The sequence below is a fragment of the Burkholderia sp. BE17 genome (assembly GCF_009362305.1).
Taxonomy (GTDB): Bacteria; Pseudomonadota; Gammaproteobacteria; order Burkholderiales; family Burkholderiaceae; genus Burkholderia; species Burkholderia pyrrocinia_C.
On the sequence record NZ_WHNU01000009.1, the window covers coordinates 24,832 to 39,263 of the forward strand.

At 67.4% G+C, this 14,432-nt stretch carries 18 protein-coding genes and 1 tRNA gene; 4 read left to right on the forward strand and 15 right to left on the reverse strand.

The window, feature by feature from the left end; genetic code table 11:
* Positions 1–165 precede the first annotated feature (165 nt).
* A tRNA-Leu gene (locus GD429_RS09945) sits at positions 166–250 on the reverse strand.
* A 146-nt stretch (positions 251–396) separates the two neighbouring features.
* Here GD429_RS09945 and GD429_RS09950 point away from each other — a divergent pair.
* On the forward strand, positions 397–1,722 hold the full coding sequence (locus GD429_RS09950) for a protein kinase (RefSeq protein ID WP_321574505.1): 1,326 nt from the start codon (positions 397–399) through the stop codon (positions 1,720–1,722).
* Between the two features lie 51 nt (positions 1,723–1,773).
* Here GD429_RS09950 and GD429_RS09955 read toward each other — a convergent pair whose 3' ends face one another.
* The 9 genes from GD429_RS09955 to GD429_RS09985 all read right to left on the reverse strand — a co-directional run bounded on the left by GD429_RS09955 (position 1,774) and on the right by GD429_RS09985 (position 6,781).
* Positions 1,774–2,403: a LysE family translocator gene (locus GD429_RS09955; RefSeq protein WP_152856782.1), complete on the reverse strand. Its 630-nt coding sequence runs from the start codon at positions 2,401–2,403 to the stop codon at positions 1,774–1,776.
* A gap of 92 nt (positions 2,404–2,495) precedes the next feature.
* Positions 2,496–2,669, reverse strand: a complete 174-nt coding sequence (locus tag GD429_RS40380) for a hypothetical protein (RefSeq protein ID WP_193727090.1) — start codon at positions 2,667–2,669, stop codon at positions 2,496–2,498.
* Between the two features lie 39 nt (positions 2,670–2,708).
* Positions 2,709–3,155, reverse strand: coding sequence for a copper chaperone PCu(A)C (locus GD429_RS09960; protein WP_152856783.1), 447 nt, complete (start codon positions 3,153–3,155; stop codon positions 2,709–2,711).
* 83 nt (positions 3,156–3,238) lie between these two features.
* The gene (copC, locus tag GD429_RS09965; protein WP_152856784.1) at positions 3,239–3,604 is read right to left on the reverse strand and encodes a copper homeostasis periplasmic binding protein CopC; all 366 of its coding nucleotides are present in this window, start codon (positions 3,602–3,604) and stop codon (positions 3,239–3,241) included.
* Complete coding sequence (locus GD429_RS09970) at positions 3,601–3,816, reverse strand: hypothetical protein (RefSeq protein WP_152856785.1); 216 nt, start codon at positions 3,814–3,816, stop codon at positions 3,601–3,603. Before GD429_RS09970 ends, copC begins: the two co-directional genes overlap by 4 nt.
* A 90-nt stretch (positions 3,817–3,906) precedes the next feature.
* A complete protein-coding gene (locus GD429_RS09975) occupies positions 3,907–4,284 on the reverse strand; it encodes a DUF2946 domain-containing protein (RefSeq protein WP_152856786.1) in 378 nt (125 codons plus the stop codon).
* Complete coding sequence (locus GD429_RS40385; RefSeq protein ID WP_193727091.1) at positions 4,278–4,415, reverse strand: hypothetical protein; 138 nt, start codon at positions 4,413–4,415, stop codon at positions 4,278–4,280. The genes GD429_RS09975 and GD429_RS40385 overlap by 7 nt, the downstream gene beginning before the upstream one ends.
* Positions 4,416–4,491: 76 nt before the next feature.
* Positions 4,492–4,794 carry a 2Fe-2S iron-sulfur cluster-binding protein gene (locus GD429_RS09980; protein ID WP_152856787.1) on the reverse strand — a complete coding sequence of 101 codons (303 nt, stop codon included), beginning with the start codon at positions 4,792–4,794 and terminating at the stop codon, positions 4,492–4,494.
* Positions 4,795–4,876: 82 nt separating this feature from the next.
* A complete protein-coding gene (locus GD429_RS09985; protein WP_152856788.1) occupies positions 4,877–6,781 on the reverse strand; it encodes a sigma-54-dependent Fis family transcriptional regulator in 1,905 nt (634 codons plus the stop codon).
* Between the two features lie 431 nt (positions 6,782–7,212).
* Between GD429_RS09985 and GD429_RS09990 the strand changes: the two genes are divergently transcribed.
* Positions 7,213–7,404 (forward strand): DUF2964 family protein, encoded by a 192-nt coding sequence (locus GD429_RS09990; protein ID WP_152856789.1) that lies wholly within the window; start codon positions 7,213–7,215, stop codon positions 7,402–7,404.
* Between the two features lie 240 nt (positions 7,405–7,644).
* Complete coding sequence (locus GD429_RS09995; protein ID WP_034180648.1) at positions 7,645–7,932, forward strand: DUF1488 domain-containing protein; 288 nt, start codon at positions 7,645–7,647, stop codon at positions 7,930–7,932.
* 244 nt (positions 7,933–8,176) lie between these two features.
* Here GD429_RS09995 and GD429_RS10000 read toward each other — a convergent pair whose 3' ends face one another.
* On the reverse strand, positions 8,177–9,478 hold the full coding sequence (locus tag GD429_RS10000; RefSeq protein WP_152856790.1) for an NCS2 family permease: 1,302 nt from the start codon (positions 9,476–9,478) through the stop codon (positions 8,177–8,179).
* A 766-nt stretch (positions 9,479–10,244) separates the two neighbouring features.
* On the opposite strand from GD429_RS10000, the gene GD429_RS10010 reads away from it, so the two are divergent.
* On the forward strand, positions 10,245–10,523 hold the full coding sequence (locus GD429_RS10010) for a hypothetical protein (RefSeq protein ID WP_072441829.1): 279 nt from the start codon (positions 10,245–10,247) through the stop codon (positions 10,521–10,523).
* Between the two features lie 160 nt (positions 10,524–10,683).
* On the opposite strand, the gene GD429_RS10015 is transcribed toward GD429_RS10010, so the two are convergent.
* The 4 genes from GD429_RS10015 to GD429_RS10030 form a co-directional block, all read right to left on the reverse strand.
* Entirely contained in the window at positions 10,684–11,058 is a 375-nt protein-coding gene (locus GD429_RS10015; protein ID WP_152856791.1) for a DUF2917 domain-containing protein, read from the reverse strand.
* 250 nt (positions 11,059–11,308) lie between these two features.
* A complete protein-coding gene (locus tag GD429_RS10020; protein WP_152856792.1) occupies positions 11,309–11,596 on the reverse strand; it encodes a hypothetical protein in 288 nt (95 codons plus the stop codon).
* 78 nt (positions 11,597–11,674) lie between these two features.
* Positions 11,675–12,580, reverse strand: a complete 906-nt coding sequence (locus GD429_RS10025; protein ID WP_152856793.1) for a metal-dependent hydrolase — start codon at positions 12,578–12,580, stop codon at positions 11,675–11,677.
* A 30-nt stretch (positions 12,581–12,610) separates the two neighbouring features.
* Entirely contained in the window at positions 12,611–14,398 is a 1,788-nt protein-coding gene (locus GD429_RS10030) for an SDR family oxidoreductase (RefSeq protein ID WP_152856794.1), read from the reverse strand.
* Between the last annotated feature and the right edge of the window lie 34 nt (positions 14,399–14,432).

Sequence of the window (14,432 nt, forward strand, 5' to 3'; positions counted from 1 at the left end):
TGCCGAGATGCTTGGGGCAGATCCGCCCCGCGCTTGAATCTCCCGGTGCGCGCCGGGCTTGCATCGGCATCGTGTCGTCGAACGCGATAAAAACAAAAAACCCGCGAGGCCATGTGCTGTCGCGGGTTTTTGAAAATGCTCGAAACGCGGAGAAACCGCATCATCTGGTGCCGACGGCGAGACTCGAACTCGCACAGCTTTCGCCACTACCCCCTCAAGATAGCGTGTCTACCAATTTCACCACGTCGGCACTGCACTGCAAGGGGCGCAATTCTAGCGTCACATTGCGCGTTTGTGAAGGGGGTATGACACGATTGCGGTGTGCGCGAAGGCGATGCCGGTAGAATTCGGGCGACCGGTCCGACGACCATCGCAACCGCAACCCGTTTTCTCCCAGTGACCACCACTCTCGAACAACTGCAGGCCGGACAATTGTCGGGCGCCCGGCAACTCAAGCTCGCGTGCGGGCTGACCGAATTTCCGCGCGAGATTTTCGATCTCGCCGACACGCTCGAAGTGCTCGACCTGTCCGGCAATGCGCTCACCGCGCTGCCGGACGACCTGCCGCGGCTGCATCGCCTGCGCATCCTGTTCGCGTCCGGCAACCGCTTCACCGCCTTCCCCGACGTGCTCGGCGCGTGTCCGCAACTCGACATGATCGGCTTCAAGGCGAACCGGATCCGCACGGTGCCGCGCGGATCGCTGCCGCGCGCGCTGCGCTGGCTGATTCTTACCGACAACGAAATCGATGCGCTGCCCGCCGAGATCGGCGACTGCTCGCGATTGCAGAAGCTGATGCTCGCGGGCAACCGGCTGCGCGCGCTGCCGGCCGAAATGGCCGCGTGCCGTGCGCTCGAGCTGGTCCGCCTGTCGGCGAACCGGCTGGACGAACTGCCCGGCTGGTTGCCGCGCCTGCCGCGCCTTGCGTGGCTCGCATACTCCGGCAATCCGTTCAGCGCCGCACCGGAAGCCGCAGCGTCGGCCGGGCCGGAGGTCGCGGACGTCGACTGGGCGTCGCTCTCGTGCGAGCAGAAGCTGGGTGAAGGCGCGTCGGGCGTCATTTACCGCGCGCAATGGCATGCGGACGGTCATGCGCCGCGCGCGGTCGCGGTCAAGCTGTTCAAGGGCGCGGTGACGAGCGACGGGCTGCCCGACTGTGAAATGGCCGCGTGCCTGGCCGCCGGCCGCCACCCGAACGTGATCCCGGTGATCGGCAAGGTGCGCGGTCATCCGGACGGCACGCACGGCCTCGTGATGGAACTGGTCGACCCGGCGCTCGCGAACCTGGCCGGGCCGCCGAGCTTCGCAACCTGCACGCGCGACGTGTATGCGGCCGATGCGCGATTCGAGCCGGAAGAAGCCGTGCGGATCGCGCACGGTATCGCGTCGGCCGCACGCCATCTGCACGCGCGCGGCATCATGCATGGCGACCTGTATGCGCACAACATCCTGCACGACGGTGAAGGCGGCGCGCTGCTGGGCGATTTCGGTGCGGCATCGTTCTACGACACGAGCGACGCACGGCATGGCGCCCGGCTCGAACGGCTGGAAGTCCGCGCGTTCGGCCATCTGCTCGGCGAACTGCTCGCGCACTGCGCGCCGCGCCCATGGGGTGGGGCGAGTGACCTGGAAGCGCTCGCGGCGGCTTGCGTGAGTGAGGACATCGACACCCGGCCGTCGTTCGACGGGATCGTCGACGCGCTGGCCGCGTGGAAGGTCTGACGGGGATGGGTTGCCTGGCGGGCCGTTCGTTGCCCGGCGCACATACGCTCGTCAAGCCTGCCGCGCAGTCAACAGCTTGATCCCGAGCCCGACGAACAGCAGCCCGCTTGCGCGCTTGAGCACGCGCACCATGCGGCTCATGCCGAAACCGCGGTGGAACCGGCGCACGCCGGCCGAATAGACGCTGTGAACGACCACGACGGTGCATGCGATCGTCGCGTACATCACGACGAACTGCAGCGCGAGCGGGCGGTCGTGCACGATGAACTGCGGCATGAACGCCGACAGGAAGATCATCGTCTTCGGATTGCTGCCCGACACGAACAGCGCTTCGCGGAACAGCTTCCTGCGGTCGGGCATGGCGATCTCCGCTGCGCCGGTCGACCCGGCGGCCTTGCGGTCGCCGCGCAGTTGCCTCACGCCCAGCACCATCAGGTACGCGGCGCCGACGATCTTCATCGCGACGAACAGCGGCGGCATCGCGGCGAGCACGGCGCCGACGCCGAGCGCGACGAGCAGCACGACCACGCCCTGCGCGACGAGGTTGCCCGCGATGGTCGCGGCGGTGCCGTGCGTGCCGTAGCGCACCGTGTTGCGGATGACGAGCAGCACGTTGGGCCCCGGCGACAGCGTCGTGGCGAGATAGGCTGCGGCAAACAGCATCCAGGTCTGAATGGACATGCGTCGCTCCGAGAGGCGGTTCCGGCGGTCGGGGTGAAGCGATGATGCCACGCCAAAATGGCGCCGGCATCCGCCGGAACCGGCGCGGCGCGTCAGCCCGCTTCGCGCATGCAGTACGCGGGGATCGACGGCGGTGTATCGATCGCGGCGGGCCGTGTCATCCACGCGATCCATGCGGCCCATAACCCGCAGGCGATCAGCACGGCGACATTCAGCGGCGTCCGGTAGCGGACGATCAGGTCGGCCAGCGGCAGGCGGTTCTTCATGTTCGTCTCCATCGGTAGTTGCGCATGCAACGTTGCTGATTACTGGCCGGTATACGACGGCGCCTTCGCGTCGCAGGTCACGGACACCGTCGAGCCGTCGGCGAAATGCAGCCGGAACGGCACCTTCGCGCCGGGCGCGACGGGCTGGCGCGGTTGCTCCAGCATCACGTGATAGCTCTTCGGCTTGAACGTCACGGTGCCGTGCGCGGGCACCTCGACCGCGTCGACGTGAACCATCTTCGCGGTGCTGCCGTTCGTCTGCGTTTCATGCACCATCGCCATCCCGTACGCGGGGGTGTCGATGCCTGTCAGCGTGGCAGGCGCATCGCCGTCGTTCTTCAGCGTGAAGTAACCGGACGACGGCGCCGTCGCCGGCATCGCGCGGATCCAGCAGTTGTCGGCCTGCACGGCCGGTGCGGCGAACGTGGCGCGGGCTTGCAGCGCCAGCAGCGCGAAGAGCAGGCTGGTCGGAATCGAGCGTTTCATCGTTTGTTCTCCTTATGGGGTGTGGTGCATGGGGCATCGACGGCAATGCGATCGGTGCGGCATGCCGATGCGCATTGCGTGCATCACTTCAGCGTGAACGTGTAGTGGCCTTTCGTGCGATGGCCGTCGCGGGCTGCCGCGACCCACGCGACCGTGTACGTGCCGGCCGTCAGGCTGGCCAGCGCGACGTGCATCCGCTTGCGGTTGCCGGCGTCGACGGCCGATTTCCCGTCGGCGACCGACTGCCCGTGGCTGTCGGTGACGGCGATCGAGCTGAAGGCCGGCTCGAGCGCTTCGCTGAAATCGATCGTCACCGCGTGCGGGGCGCTCGAAAGCGTGGCGTCGGCGGCCGGTTCCTGCGTCTTCGGGAGCGCGTGGGCCTGGGCGGCCTGGATGGCGACGAAGCCGAGTGCGGCGAGTGCGCCGCGAACGAAAGTGGAAGTTTTCATGGCTGGTTGTGCGAGTGGCGAATCGGATGGAGAGAGTCGGATTCGACGGACGGATGTGCGAGCGGCATCGCAGCGGCACCGATGCCGGCTGCGGCCGGCACGAACGTGTGCGGCCGGACGTTCGCATGCGAGCGAAGGTCGGCGCGACAGTACGAACCGGAAGCGGCCAGCCGCACGCACGGCACGACGCCGCGCGCAACACGGTGAGACATGATCGTCCTTCGAAACGTGACACGTCACGCGCGCCGGTGGCGCGCGCGGATCGCGCGATGCGCTACGGCATCACGCGTGACGACGACGGTTCAGGACGCGAGCGGAGGGGCGCGCGGCTGCGCGGCCGTGAGCGGCAGCGCGCGGCGCAGGCTGTCGAAGCGGGTTGCTTCGCGGTGCTGGATGACGCGCACGTTGGCGGCGAACGTCAGTTCGGGCGCGGGCAGTGCGGGCGTATGGGCAAGCAGGCTGCAGTAGCCGCATGCCTGGAGATGGACCTGCAGGCTCTTCGACGACGAATCGGCGGAGCGCTCGCCGGTGGCCGGCGCGGCCGTGCAGTAGCCGGCCAGCAATGCATCGACGCGGCCTTGCGTCGTCAGCGCCTGCGAGATCGTCGGCGCGAGCGCCGTCATCAGGATGGCGAGCATCCCGATCAGACTGCCGATCTTCCGGAGACGACGACTCAGCATGCGATGCGCGGCGGCGTATGGGCGACGATGGGGCGGATTATGCCACGCACGTCGATCCGCATGTCGGCAGCGGCGTGCGGCATCGCGGCACGCTGTGCGTGCTTCGCCGGATATTGCGTGATCGGCATCATCTGCGCGGCCAGGCCCTGATCGCTCGTGTCGCGCGATCACCCGTTGCAGGACGGTGCGCGCGGCCGCACGCCGCGTCTAGTCGAGCATGACCGCGTCGGGTACGTCGAGCACGAGGTCCGACGTCGCGACGGCCACGCACGGCAGCGTATAGCCGTCGGCCTTTTCCTCGCGGCTCAGCCCCGGCCATTCGATCGTGTAGCGTACGCTGCCGCTGACGATCCGGCAAAGGCAGCTTCGGCACGTGCCGTTGCGGCACGAGCGCGGCAGCGACACGCGCGCGAACGCGGCGGCCTCGAGCACCGTCAGCGAATCGGGCGCATCGAAGGTCGCGCCGAGCGGCTCGATGCGCACGAGGGGAGGGTGTTCGGGATCGGTCATGGTTGAAACAGGCGGCGGTTCGGCGGCAACGCGCCAAGCATACCCGAAGCCGCTTGCGGCCGGCGCTCGCCGGCCGCGGGTATCAGTGCCGGCGCAGGTACCGGTACACGGTATTGCGTGCGAGGCCGAGCTCGCGCGCGGCCGCCGACACGTTGCCGCCGTGCCGCGCGAGCACCGCGTCGATCACCGCGGCCTGGTGGCTTTGCAGCGTCGTTCCTTCGCGCGGGGCGGCCGGAGTTGTCGCGGCCGCTGCAGCGGGTGCCGCCGGCGCATCGTCGCAGTCGAGCCAGAAATCGTCGGGCAGATGCGCGAGCGTGATTTCGGCTTCGTCCTCGGCGAGCATGCCGGCCGTGCGCAGCACGTTGGTCATCTGCCGCAGGTTGCCGGGCCAGCGATGCCGCGTGAACGCGTCGAGCACGTCGGCCGCGATGCGGCGCGGCATCGGCTCGCTGCGGGCGAGCCGCGCGAGAATCCGGTCCACTAGCGCGGGCAGGTCGGTGCGCGCGGCGAGCGCCGGCAGCGTGACCGCGAGCCCGTTGATCCGATAGAACAGGTCTTCGCGGAACGTGCCTTCCGCGATCATCGCGCGCAGGTCGCGATGGGTCGCGCAGACCACGCGCACGTCGACCGGCACCGCGCGTGCGCCGCCGAGCGGCATCACCGCGCGCTCCTGCAGCACGCGCATCAGCCTGACCTGCTGCGCGAGCGGCATGTCGCCGATTTCGTCGAGAAACAGCGTGCCGCCGTCGGCCTGCGCGATCTTGCCGGGGCTGCCGCGCTTGCGCGCGCCGGTGAACGCGCCGTCCTCATAACCGAACAGTTCGGCCTCGATCAGCGAATCGGGCAGCGCCGCGCAGTTGACCGCGACGAACGGGCCGTCCGCGCGAGGCGACGCGTGGTGCAGCGCGCGGGCGAGCCATTCCTTGCCGGTGCCGGTCTGGCCGAGGATCAGCAGCGGCAGGTCGCGCCCGCGGATCTTCGCGACGCGTTCGAGCACGGCGGCCATGCGCGTGTCGCCGGTGTCGAGCGTCGCGAACGTGATCGCGTCGGGGTCCGGCGCACGCATGCGTGCGGCCGGTGCGGGCGGTGTGACGGCGACGGCCGTGCGCTGCGCGTCCGCGAATTCGCAGCGCGCGAGCACGCGCACGCCGGTCGACAGCGTGAGACGGAACGTCGCGCCGGGCGCGCGCGCCGCCTGCTGCGCGAGCTCGCCGAAGCGCATGCCGAACAGTGCATCGCAGCCTTGATGCTGCAATGCATCGAACGGCGCGCCGAGCTGGAATTGTGCGCTGCGGTTCGCGGCGATCAGCCCACCGTCGGGGCCGAACGCGACGAGCCCCGCGAACAGCGAGTCGACGCAATCCTCGTGCGCGTGAAAGCGCAGCCGCAACGCTTCCGCACACTGGTTCGCGAACAGGTGGTTCTCGATCAGCTGCGCGGACATCCGCACGAGCGCGAGCGTATGCGGGCTCGAGCCGCGCGGGTCGCCGCTGACGTCGAGCGTGCCGAGCGTGCGGCCGAACGGATCGAAGATCGGCGCGCACGAGCAGGTGAGGATGTGGTTGGCGCGCAGGAAGTGTTCTGCGCCGTGCACCGCGACGGCCTGGCCCGATGCGAGCGCGGTGCCGATCGCGTTGGTGCCGCGCGCGCCTTCGGCCCACGACACGCCGGTGCACAGCGCGACGCGGTTGGCTTTCTCGATGAAGTCCGCGTCGCCGATGCTGTGCAGGATCACGCCGTCGGCGTCGGTCAGCAGCACGAGGCTTTGCGTATCGGCGATTTGCGCGTGGAGGTTCTCCATCACCGGGCGGGCGTGCGAGAACAGTGCGTGATTCGTGTCGAGCAGTTCGCGCAGCGCGATGCGCGACAGCGGCGAGAAATCGGGGCGCTCGTCTGCGCGCAGGCCGACCGCGGTCGAACGCGCATGCGCCTGCGCAAGCAGGTCGGTGCGACCCGCGGTGGCGGGCAGCACGAAGGGTTGCGGCATGACTTGTCTCCTGTCGATCGCAGTTAGCGCTTTAGCGCTTACTGCGATCCCATGCTTCGCGGTCGGTCCCGGTCAGCGCTTCAGCGCCCACTCGGAACCCATGCTTCGCGGTCGGCCTCGGTCAGCGCTTCAGCGCTTACTCGGGCCCCATGCTCCTCGATCGGCCAATCCCGTGCCTCGATACTTGCCGAATCCCTATCGCCGAAACCACTGACGAATTCCATATTCCGCTTGCGGCGCACCATCGGGCACGAAGGCCGACCGTCCGGGTACGCATCATCATACAAGCGCCACGTGCGATGCGCGACTGCGGACAAAATCCACTTGCTTTTAAATGCCCGCATGCAATGATGGAAACGGAGCACGCACGCGCCGTGTTCCGCATTGCAACATGCATGCGACGTGACATGCATCCGTTCGGGAGACGCATCATGGTTCGGACGGAACTGAGAGTCGTGCTGGCGGCCATCGCCACTTTCATCATGCTGGGCGGCATTGCCGTGGCGATCCACGGGTTGCTGTTCGATCTGAACGATGCGGTGCGATACGGGGCGGCCGCGATTGCGGTGGGCATCACGACGGCCGCGATCGCTCTCAACGTCTGGCCCACCGATCCGCACTGACGTCCGTTTCCGAAACGGTGCCGGATGCCGCGCTGATCTGACGAAATGCGCGTCGGAACGACGCATGCCGGAAAATTTGTCTCCTGCGCGAAACCGTCTAAAGTGGAAAGCAACCGGCATGCATTGTCCGCGCCATACCCCCGTGGACGGTGCCGCTGCTGGCGAGCCCGCGTAGATTTCGTCCGGCCGGTAGCGGACGACGGACGCGGTCATTCGTGTTCTACCGGTCGAGGCGGCTTCATGCAGATCCATTTCACGAACGAGAAGCCTGAATATTCGGGGCGTGACCTGATGCTTGGGTTCACGGCGCTGGTCAATGGCGAGCGCGTCCAATGTCAGATCACCGCCGAGGCGCTGGAAGACCACTTCGGCGCGGCATCGCCGCGCTTCGAGGACATGGTCGGCGCCTTCGACCAGCACCGCGATCGCATCGAGGCGGCCGCACGGCGCCTGCTGTCGGAGACGCGCGCGCAATGCGTGACGCTGCGCAGCGGTTACGTTCGCTTCTACGAGGCGAACTGGCGCTGACGAAACGACGCTCGTCTTGCGGTGCGCGTCGCTGACGGTGCGCGCGTGGAAAGACGTCGCCTGTCCGTGCAATGCCGTTCGGCGAGGGCCGGGCGGCATTTTCGTATGCGGGCCGCGCCGGCTGCGCGTGCGTCGGCATGACCGGACGCGTCACTTCGTCAGGATCGCAGAAGAAATCATTCGCAAACAAAAACGCCGCCCGAAGGCGGCGTTTCCCATCGTGCATCGCGCCGAAGCGCATCCGTCATTCGCTGCCGAGATAGAAGTAGCGGAACAGGAACACGGCCGCGATGATCCACACGATCGGCTTGACCGTGCGGGCCTGGCCCGTCAGCAGCTTGAGGCCGCCGTACGCGATGAAGCCGAACGCGACGCCGTTCGCGATCGAGTACGTGAACGGCATCAGCAGCGCGGTCAGCGCGGCCGGCACGGCTTCCGTCGCATCGTCCCAGGGCACGTCGACCATCTCGCGCAGCATCAGGCACGACACGTACAGCAGCGCCGGCGCCGTCGCGTAGCCCGGCACGACGCCGGCGAGCGGCGCGATGAACAGGCACGCGAGGAACAGCACCGCGACGGTGATCGCCGTCATGCCCGTGCGGCCGCCGGCCTGCACGCCCGATGCGCTTTCGATATACGCGGTGGTCGACGACGTACCGAGCACCGAGCCCGCGACGATCGCCGTGCTGTCGGCGAGCAGCGCCTTGTTCAGGCGGTTCATCTTGCCTTCGACGAGCAGGCCCGCACGGTTCGCGACACCCATCAGCGTGCCGGTCGCGTCGAACAGCTCGACGAGGAAGAACACCAGGATCACGTTGATGATGCCGGTCGACAGCGCGGCGCGGATGTCGAGCTTGAACAGCGTCGCGTCGATCGGCGGCGGCGCGGAGAACACGCCGTGGAACTGGTTGTCGCCGAAGAAGAACGACAGGATCGTGACGCCGATGATGCCGATCAGGATCGCGCCGCGCACGCGCAGGTGGTCGAGCGTGACGATCGTGAAGAAGCCGACGATCGCGAGGATCGTGTCGTGCTTGTGCAGGTCGCCGAGCGTGACGAGCGTGGCCGGGCTGCCGACGATCACACCCGACGTCTTCAGCGAGATGATGCCGAGGAACAGGCCGATGCCCGCGGTGATCGAGATCCGCAGCGATTTCGGAATGCCGTTGACGATCGCCTCGCGCACGCGGAACAGCGTGACGAGCAGGAACAGGCAGCCGGAGATGAACACCGCGCCGAGCGCGGCCTGCCACGTGAAGCCCATGCCCTTGACGACCGTGTACGCGAAATACGCGTTCAGGCCCATGCCCGGCGCACATGCGATCGGGTAGTTCGCATACAGCCCCATGATGATCGAAGCCAGCGCCGCGACGAGGCAGGTCGCGACGAACACGGATTCCTTCGGCATGCCGGCGTCGCCGAGGATCGCGGGGTTGACGAAGATGATGTAGGCCATCGTCAGGAACGTGGTGACGCCCGCGAGTATTTCGGTGCGGAAGTCGGTGCCGGCTTCAGCGAAGCCGAAATACCGCTTGATGGATTCCATTAGGGCGTTTCTCCGGTCGGGTTGTCGTGTTGCTTGTTGTGCCGAATTGTTGTAAAGGCAGCGGCCGGCTTAATGTAACCAGCCACTATTGCCCGGCTATCGGCGGATTGTAATAGCGCGGATAGCTCGGACGATATAGTTGGAGGGCACGATCGGCTGCCTGCGCGCGAACGGTCTGGCAGCCCGGTCGCGCGATGAAGGCGCGCATTTTACCGGTTCGGGCGGAACGGGCAGACGGAAAGGGTAAAAACGGGAGCGTGACGAACAACAAGCGAGGCGCGCCGATGCGTGTGCAACGGCACGCCGGCCGCATTGCGCGCGGCCGGTATGCGATGACATTCGACTGAGACAGGGCGGAGCGCCCGCATGCTGCACGAACACGGTGCGGGCATCGCGTGCGTACGAACGCGCGTGCATGGCCGGTGCGAGAGCGCTGCGGCGTGCAGCGGCCGTTCATCGGTCCGGGCAGTTGCAGATAACGAGCTATCCTGCGCCGAAGCCGTCCCGCCTGCAACTGTCATTTCGCGACGCGTGGGCGACTGTGGTTTCTGTGTAAAAGATTGCAAGACTCCATCGCATAAACCGGCAAGTCTTTCTAGGATAGATACACCGCGCATGCACACGCCGGCCGGTAATTGCCGACGCGGGGGAGTCGCAGTCCGTGCAGGCCAGGCGGTGGATGGCGGTCAAGGCCGTTGCGCGTTTGGGCAGGCACGGCCGATTGCGATTGCCCGATGCGGGTTCGTCCGTAATCACGGAGGTCAGCATGTTGAACTGGATCAGCCGTTGGGCGATGCGACACGCCCCCACGCCGGAAAAAACCGCTGCGTCGATGCTCGTGACGGCGCGCATGGAACTGTTCACTGCGGAACAGCGCGTCATCGATGCGAAATTACAGGCGGATTACTGGCGTACACGTGTGTCATTCCTCGAGGAGGTGCAGAAGCAGGGCATCGATCCGTGGGTGACCTCGCAGGCTGCGCTACGCCCCGAGCTCGATTCGACTCCCCGAAGCACGGGCCCGCGTCTCGCCGCCAGCACCTGATGCACCTGCTGCATCCGGTTGCTGCGCACGGCGCGCGATCGCTCGCGGCACGCATTGGCGTGCCGCGTCATTCGATGCGCACCTGCGGCGGTTAGCGCCGCGGGTGCGTCTGTTTCCGGTCGCGGCCGTTCCGCGTCTCGCGTGCGTGACGGCGCGTCAATCATCCACTCCTTCTCCATACCCCGGCGAGCAAACGTTGCACTTGCGCGAGCATGCGTCTGAAGCGCTCGCCGCGCTGCACGTAGGTGGTCGTGATCGACGCTTCGGCCGATCGGTCGGCATCGGTGCCGAGCCAGATGCGGTCGCCGCGTGCGATGCGCAGCACGTCGCCGGGCTGCACCCAGTAGTCGTCGACGCTCGGCGGGCGCGTGATCCACAGCGCCGCGCCGTGTGCGCGGATCTGCGCATCTTGCGGCGCGCGCCAGGTCATCGTCGTGCGCGGCGCGACCGCGAAACGGATCACGACGGTCGGTAACGCGATCGTGCCGGCGCGGCGCCGGTCGGGGCGGTCAAACAGCTGGCTTGCCTGGTCCATCGTCTTCTCCATTCAGTGAGCCGGACGGATGACGCGCACCAGAACAAAAAGGCCTCATCCGTTTCCGGCGAGGCCTTGTGTGACATGCGGTACTGCTCGATTGCTAACGCACAAGCGCCTCCCGTGATCCATTCTTTCGAATGTTCACCGGGCAATGATTCGCGATGGCGATGAGCTTGAACGTAGGCATGCGAACGAGTTTGTCGTGACAGCGCGGCGCTGTCAACGACATTTTCGACATGCGTGGCGGTTACGCGTCGCGTTGCGCGAGCCCGTTCACGAGCAGTTCGGACAGCAGGCCCGTCATCCCTTCGGGATGCGTGGCGGCGCGCGTCTTCAACTGCTCGACGAGTTCGGCGTTGAGCTTGCATGCGAACGGCACGAGCCCTTGTTCCTGGTCGAGCTTGCGCTGCGCGCGGCGGTCGAGCTTTGCCGCGTCTTCGGCGCCCTTGCCGAAACGGGTGGCGCCCGACTGCTTCATCGCGTGCGTCAGCTTGAGCGCCTTGTTCTTTTCTAGATCGGTTTTCTTCATGGCCATCGCGGCACCTCCGGGAAATGAAGCCGCGATTGTACGCATTTCGGCGGGCACCGCCCGCCGCGCCCGCCGGAAACCCGTTTACGCACCCTTCGTGGTGCCCCAGTTGCCGCCGTGCGCGGCCGCCTGCGCGGCCGGCGAGCGTGCTAGGTATTCGAGCGCCTGCTCGGTCGAGCCTTCGTGGTGCGGCGTATAACCCGGCTTGAAATAACGCAGCGCCGCGCCGATCACCTTCCAGAACGACGGCAGGTGCCCGCGCCGCGAACCCTGCCACCACGCGAGCACGAAGCCCGGGTAGCGGCCGGCATCCGGGTCGCGCCTGTACATGAACTTCGCGCCTGTCGTGATGTAGTAGAGCAGCAGCAGGATCACGAACGCCATGTGCACGCAGCGTTCCGGATAGGCACCGCCCAGGTGCCGGTAGATGTCGAACGCGACGGTGCGGTGCTCGACTTCCTCGGCGCCGTGCCAGCGCAGCAGGTCGACCATCGTCGGGTCTGCCTTGCCTTCGTCGAGCCCGTGCGCGTTGAGCACCCAGTTGCCGAGATAGCCGAAGAAATGCTCGAGCGACGCGATCACCGCGAGCTGCTGCCGCAGCCAGAAGCGCGTATGGCCGATCTTCAGCCCGAGCGGCTGTTCGCCGAGCACGCGCGTAAACAGCCGGTTGAGCTTCTGCGTGAACGGTTTCGTGTCGATCCCGTGCCGGTCGTAGTAGTGCTTGAGCACGCCGCCGTGCGAACGCGAATGCACGGCTTCCTGCCGCAGGAAGCCTTCGGCCTCGTCGCGCAGGCGCGCATCGGCGATCAGCGGCAGCGCCTTGTTGTACACGCGGCAGAACCACAGTTCGCCTTCCGGGAACAGCAGGTTCAGCGTGTTGATGATGTGGGTGCTGCCCGGATCGTTCGGCACCCAGGTGATCGGCGTGTCGCTGAAGTCGAACTTCACGTGTCGGGCCTTGATCTTGTGGTAGTCGGCGGGGTCGGTCATCTGTGTCTCCGTGTGCGGCGTCATGCGCCGTCAATGCGATGCCATGCTGACGCGGGCGATCATCCGGCCGAGCCACGGCATGAAGCGGCCGACCAAGCGCATCGCGTGCGCCTCGCCGCCGATCGCGACGACGGGGCGGTTGCGCAGCACGCCGTCGACCATCGCCTGTGCGACGGTTTCGGGTTTCAGGCCGCGCATCTGGTACAGCTTCGTCGCGCGCTTGCGCAGCCGTGCTTCATCCTGCGTGTTGGCGCCCGCGTATTGCGTCGACGCCATGATTCCGGTTTCCGCGAAACCGGGGCACACGGCCGTCACGCCGATGCCTTGCTCCGCGAGTTCCGCGCGCATGCATTCGCTGAGCATCAGCACGGCGGCCTTCGTCGTCGCATACGCGGGCAGGTCGCGCGACGGCCCGAACGCGGCCGCCGACGCGGTGTTGACGATGTGGCCGCCGGTGCCGCGCGCGGCCATCTGCTGCGCGAACAGCCGCGAGCCGTGGATCACGCCCCACAGATTCACGTGCAGGATGCGCTCCCAGTGCCGCGTGCTCGTGTCGAGGATGCCGCCGGCCATGCCGATGCCCGCGTTGTTGATCACGACGTCCGCGCCGCCGAGTTCGCTGCCGACCCATGCCGCGAGCGCTTCCATCTCGTCGGCGGACCCGACGTCGACGCGTTTCGCATGCGCCCGCGCACCGGTCAGCCCGATCAGCAGCGCGGTGCGCTCGGCGCTCGCGATATCGATGTCGCAGGCGACGACCGTCGCGCCTTCGCGGGCGAACGCGAGGGCCGCGCAGCGGCCGATGCCGCTGCCCGCGCCGGTGACGACCGCGACCTTGCCGCTGAAGCGCCCGCTCGTTGCGCGGCGGCGTGCATTCGCGAGCGCGGGCGGTTCGTTGCCCGATTCGACCGCGTCGATCAGTTGCCCGGCGAGATCCGCGAAGCGCGCGGGATCGGCGAGCGGCAGCCAGTGGCCGGCCGCAACCTCGCGGCGGTAGTACTGCGGCACCCAGCGCGACAGGTTCTCGGACAGCGCGGGGCTCACGTATTTGTCGCCGAGCGGCACGATCGTCTGCACGGGCGCATGCGCGTAGCGTTCGCGCGGCGCGAACAGGCAGCGGATGAAGTTCGCGCGATAGAGGCGCACGCCGTGCGCGCCGTCGTCGGCCTGCGTCGCGCGCGGCGCGGCGGGCGTCTTCTCGAGCCGGCGCAGCAGGCGCGGCCATGCGCGGCCGAGCCACAGCCGCCAGCCGAGCTCGGGGATGAACGGCAGGTGGAACAGGTACACGTACCACGACCGCACGAGCTGGCCGCCAAGCTTGGCCAGCGACGCGGGCGTCGGGCGCAGCACGCGTTCGCGCAGCCAGAAGCCGACGTGGTCGAGGCACGGCCCCGAACACGACGTATACGACGCGATGCGGCCGGAAAGGCGCGGATCGGTGACGAATTCCCAGCCCTGGATCGAGCCCCAGTCGTGCGCGATCAGGTGTACCGCGCGGCGGGGGCAGAGCGCATCGATCACCGCGACGAAATCGTCGGTCAGCTTCGCGAGATGGTAGTCGGCCGTGCGCTTCGGCACGCCGGACAGGCCCGCGCCGCGCACGTCATATGCGATCACGTAGTGCTTGCGCGCGAGCAGCGGCGCGACGTGCCGCCAGACGCTGCTGTCGTCGGGATAACCGTGCACGAGCACGACCGGCGAACGGGCCGAGTCGCCCCAGGTTCTGACCGCGAGCGTCAGGTCGCCCGAGGCGACCGCCGTCTCGTTATGAACCGATTCGAACAGGGCCAGCGGCGCTTCGTCGGAAAGAGGCTGCATCGTGAGTCCGTCGTTCAGGGATTCGGGAGGAAAG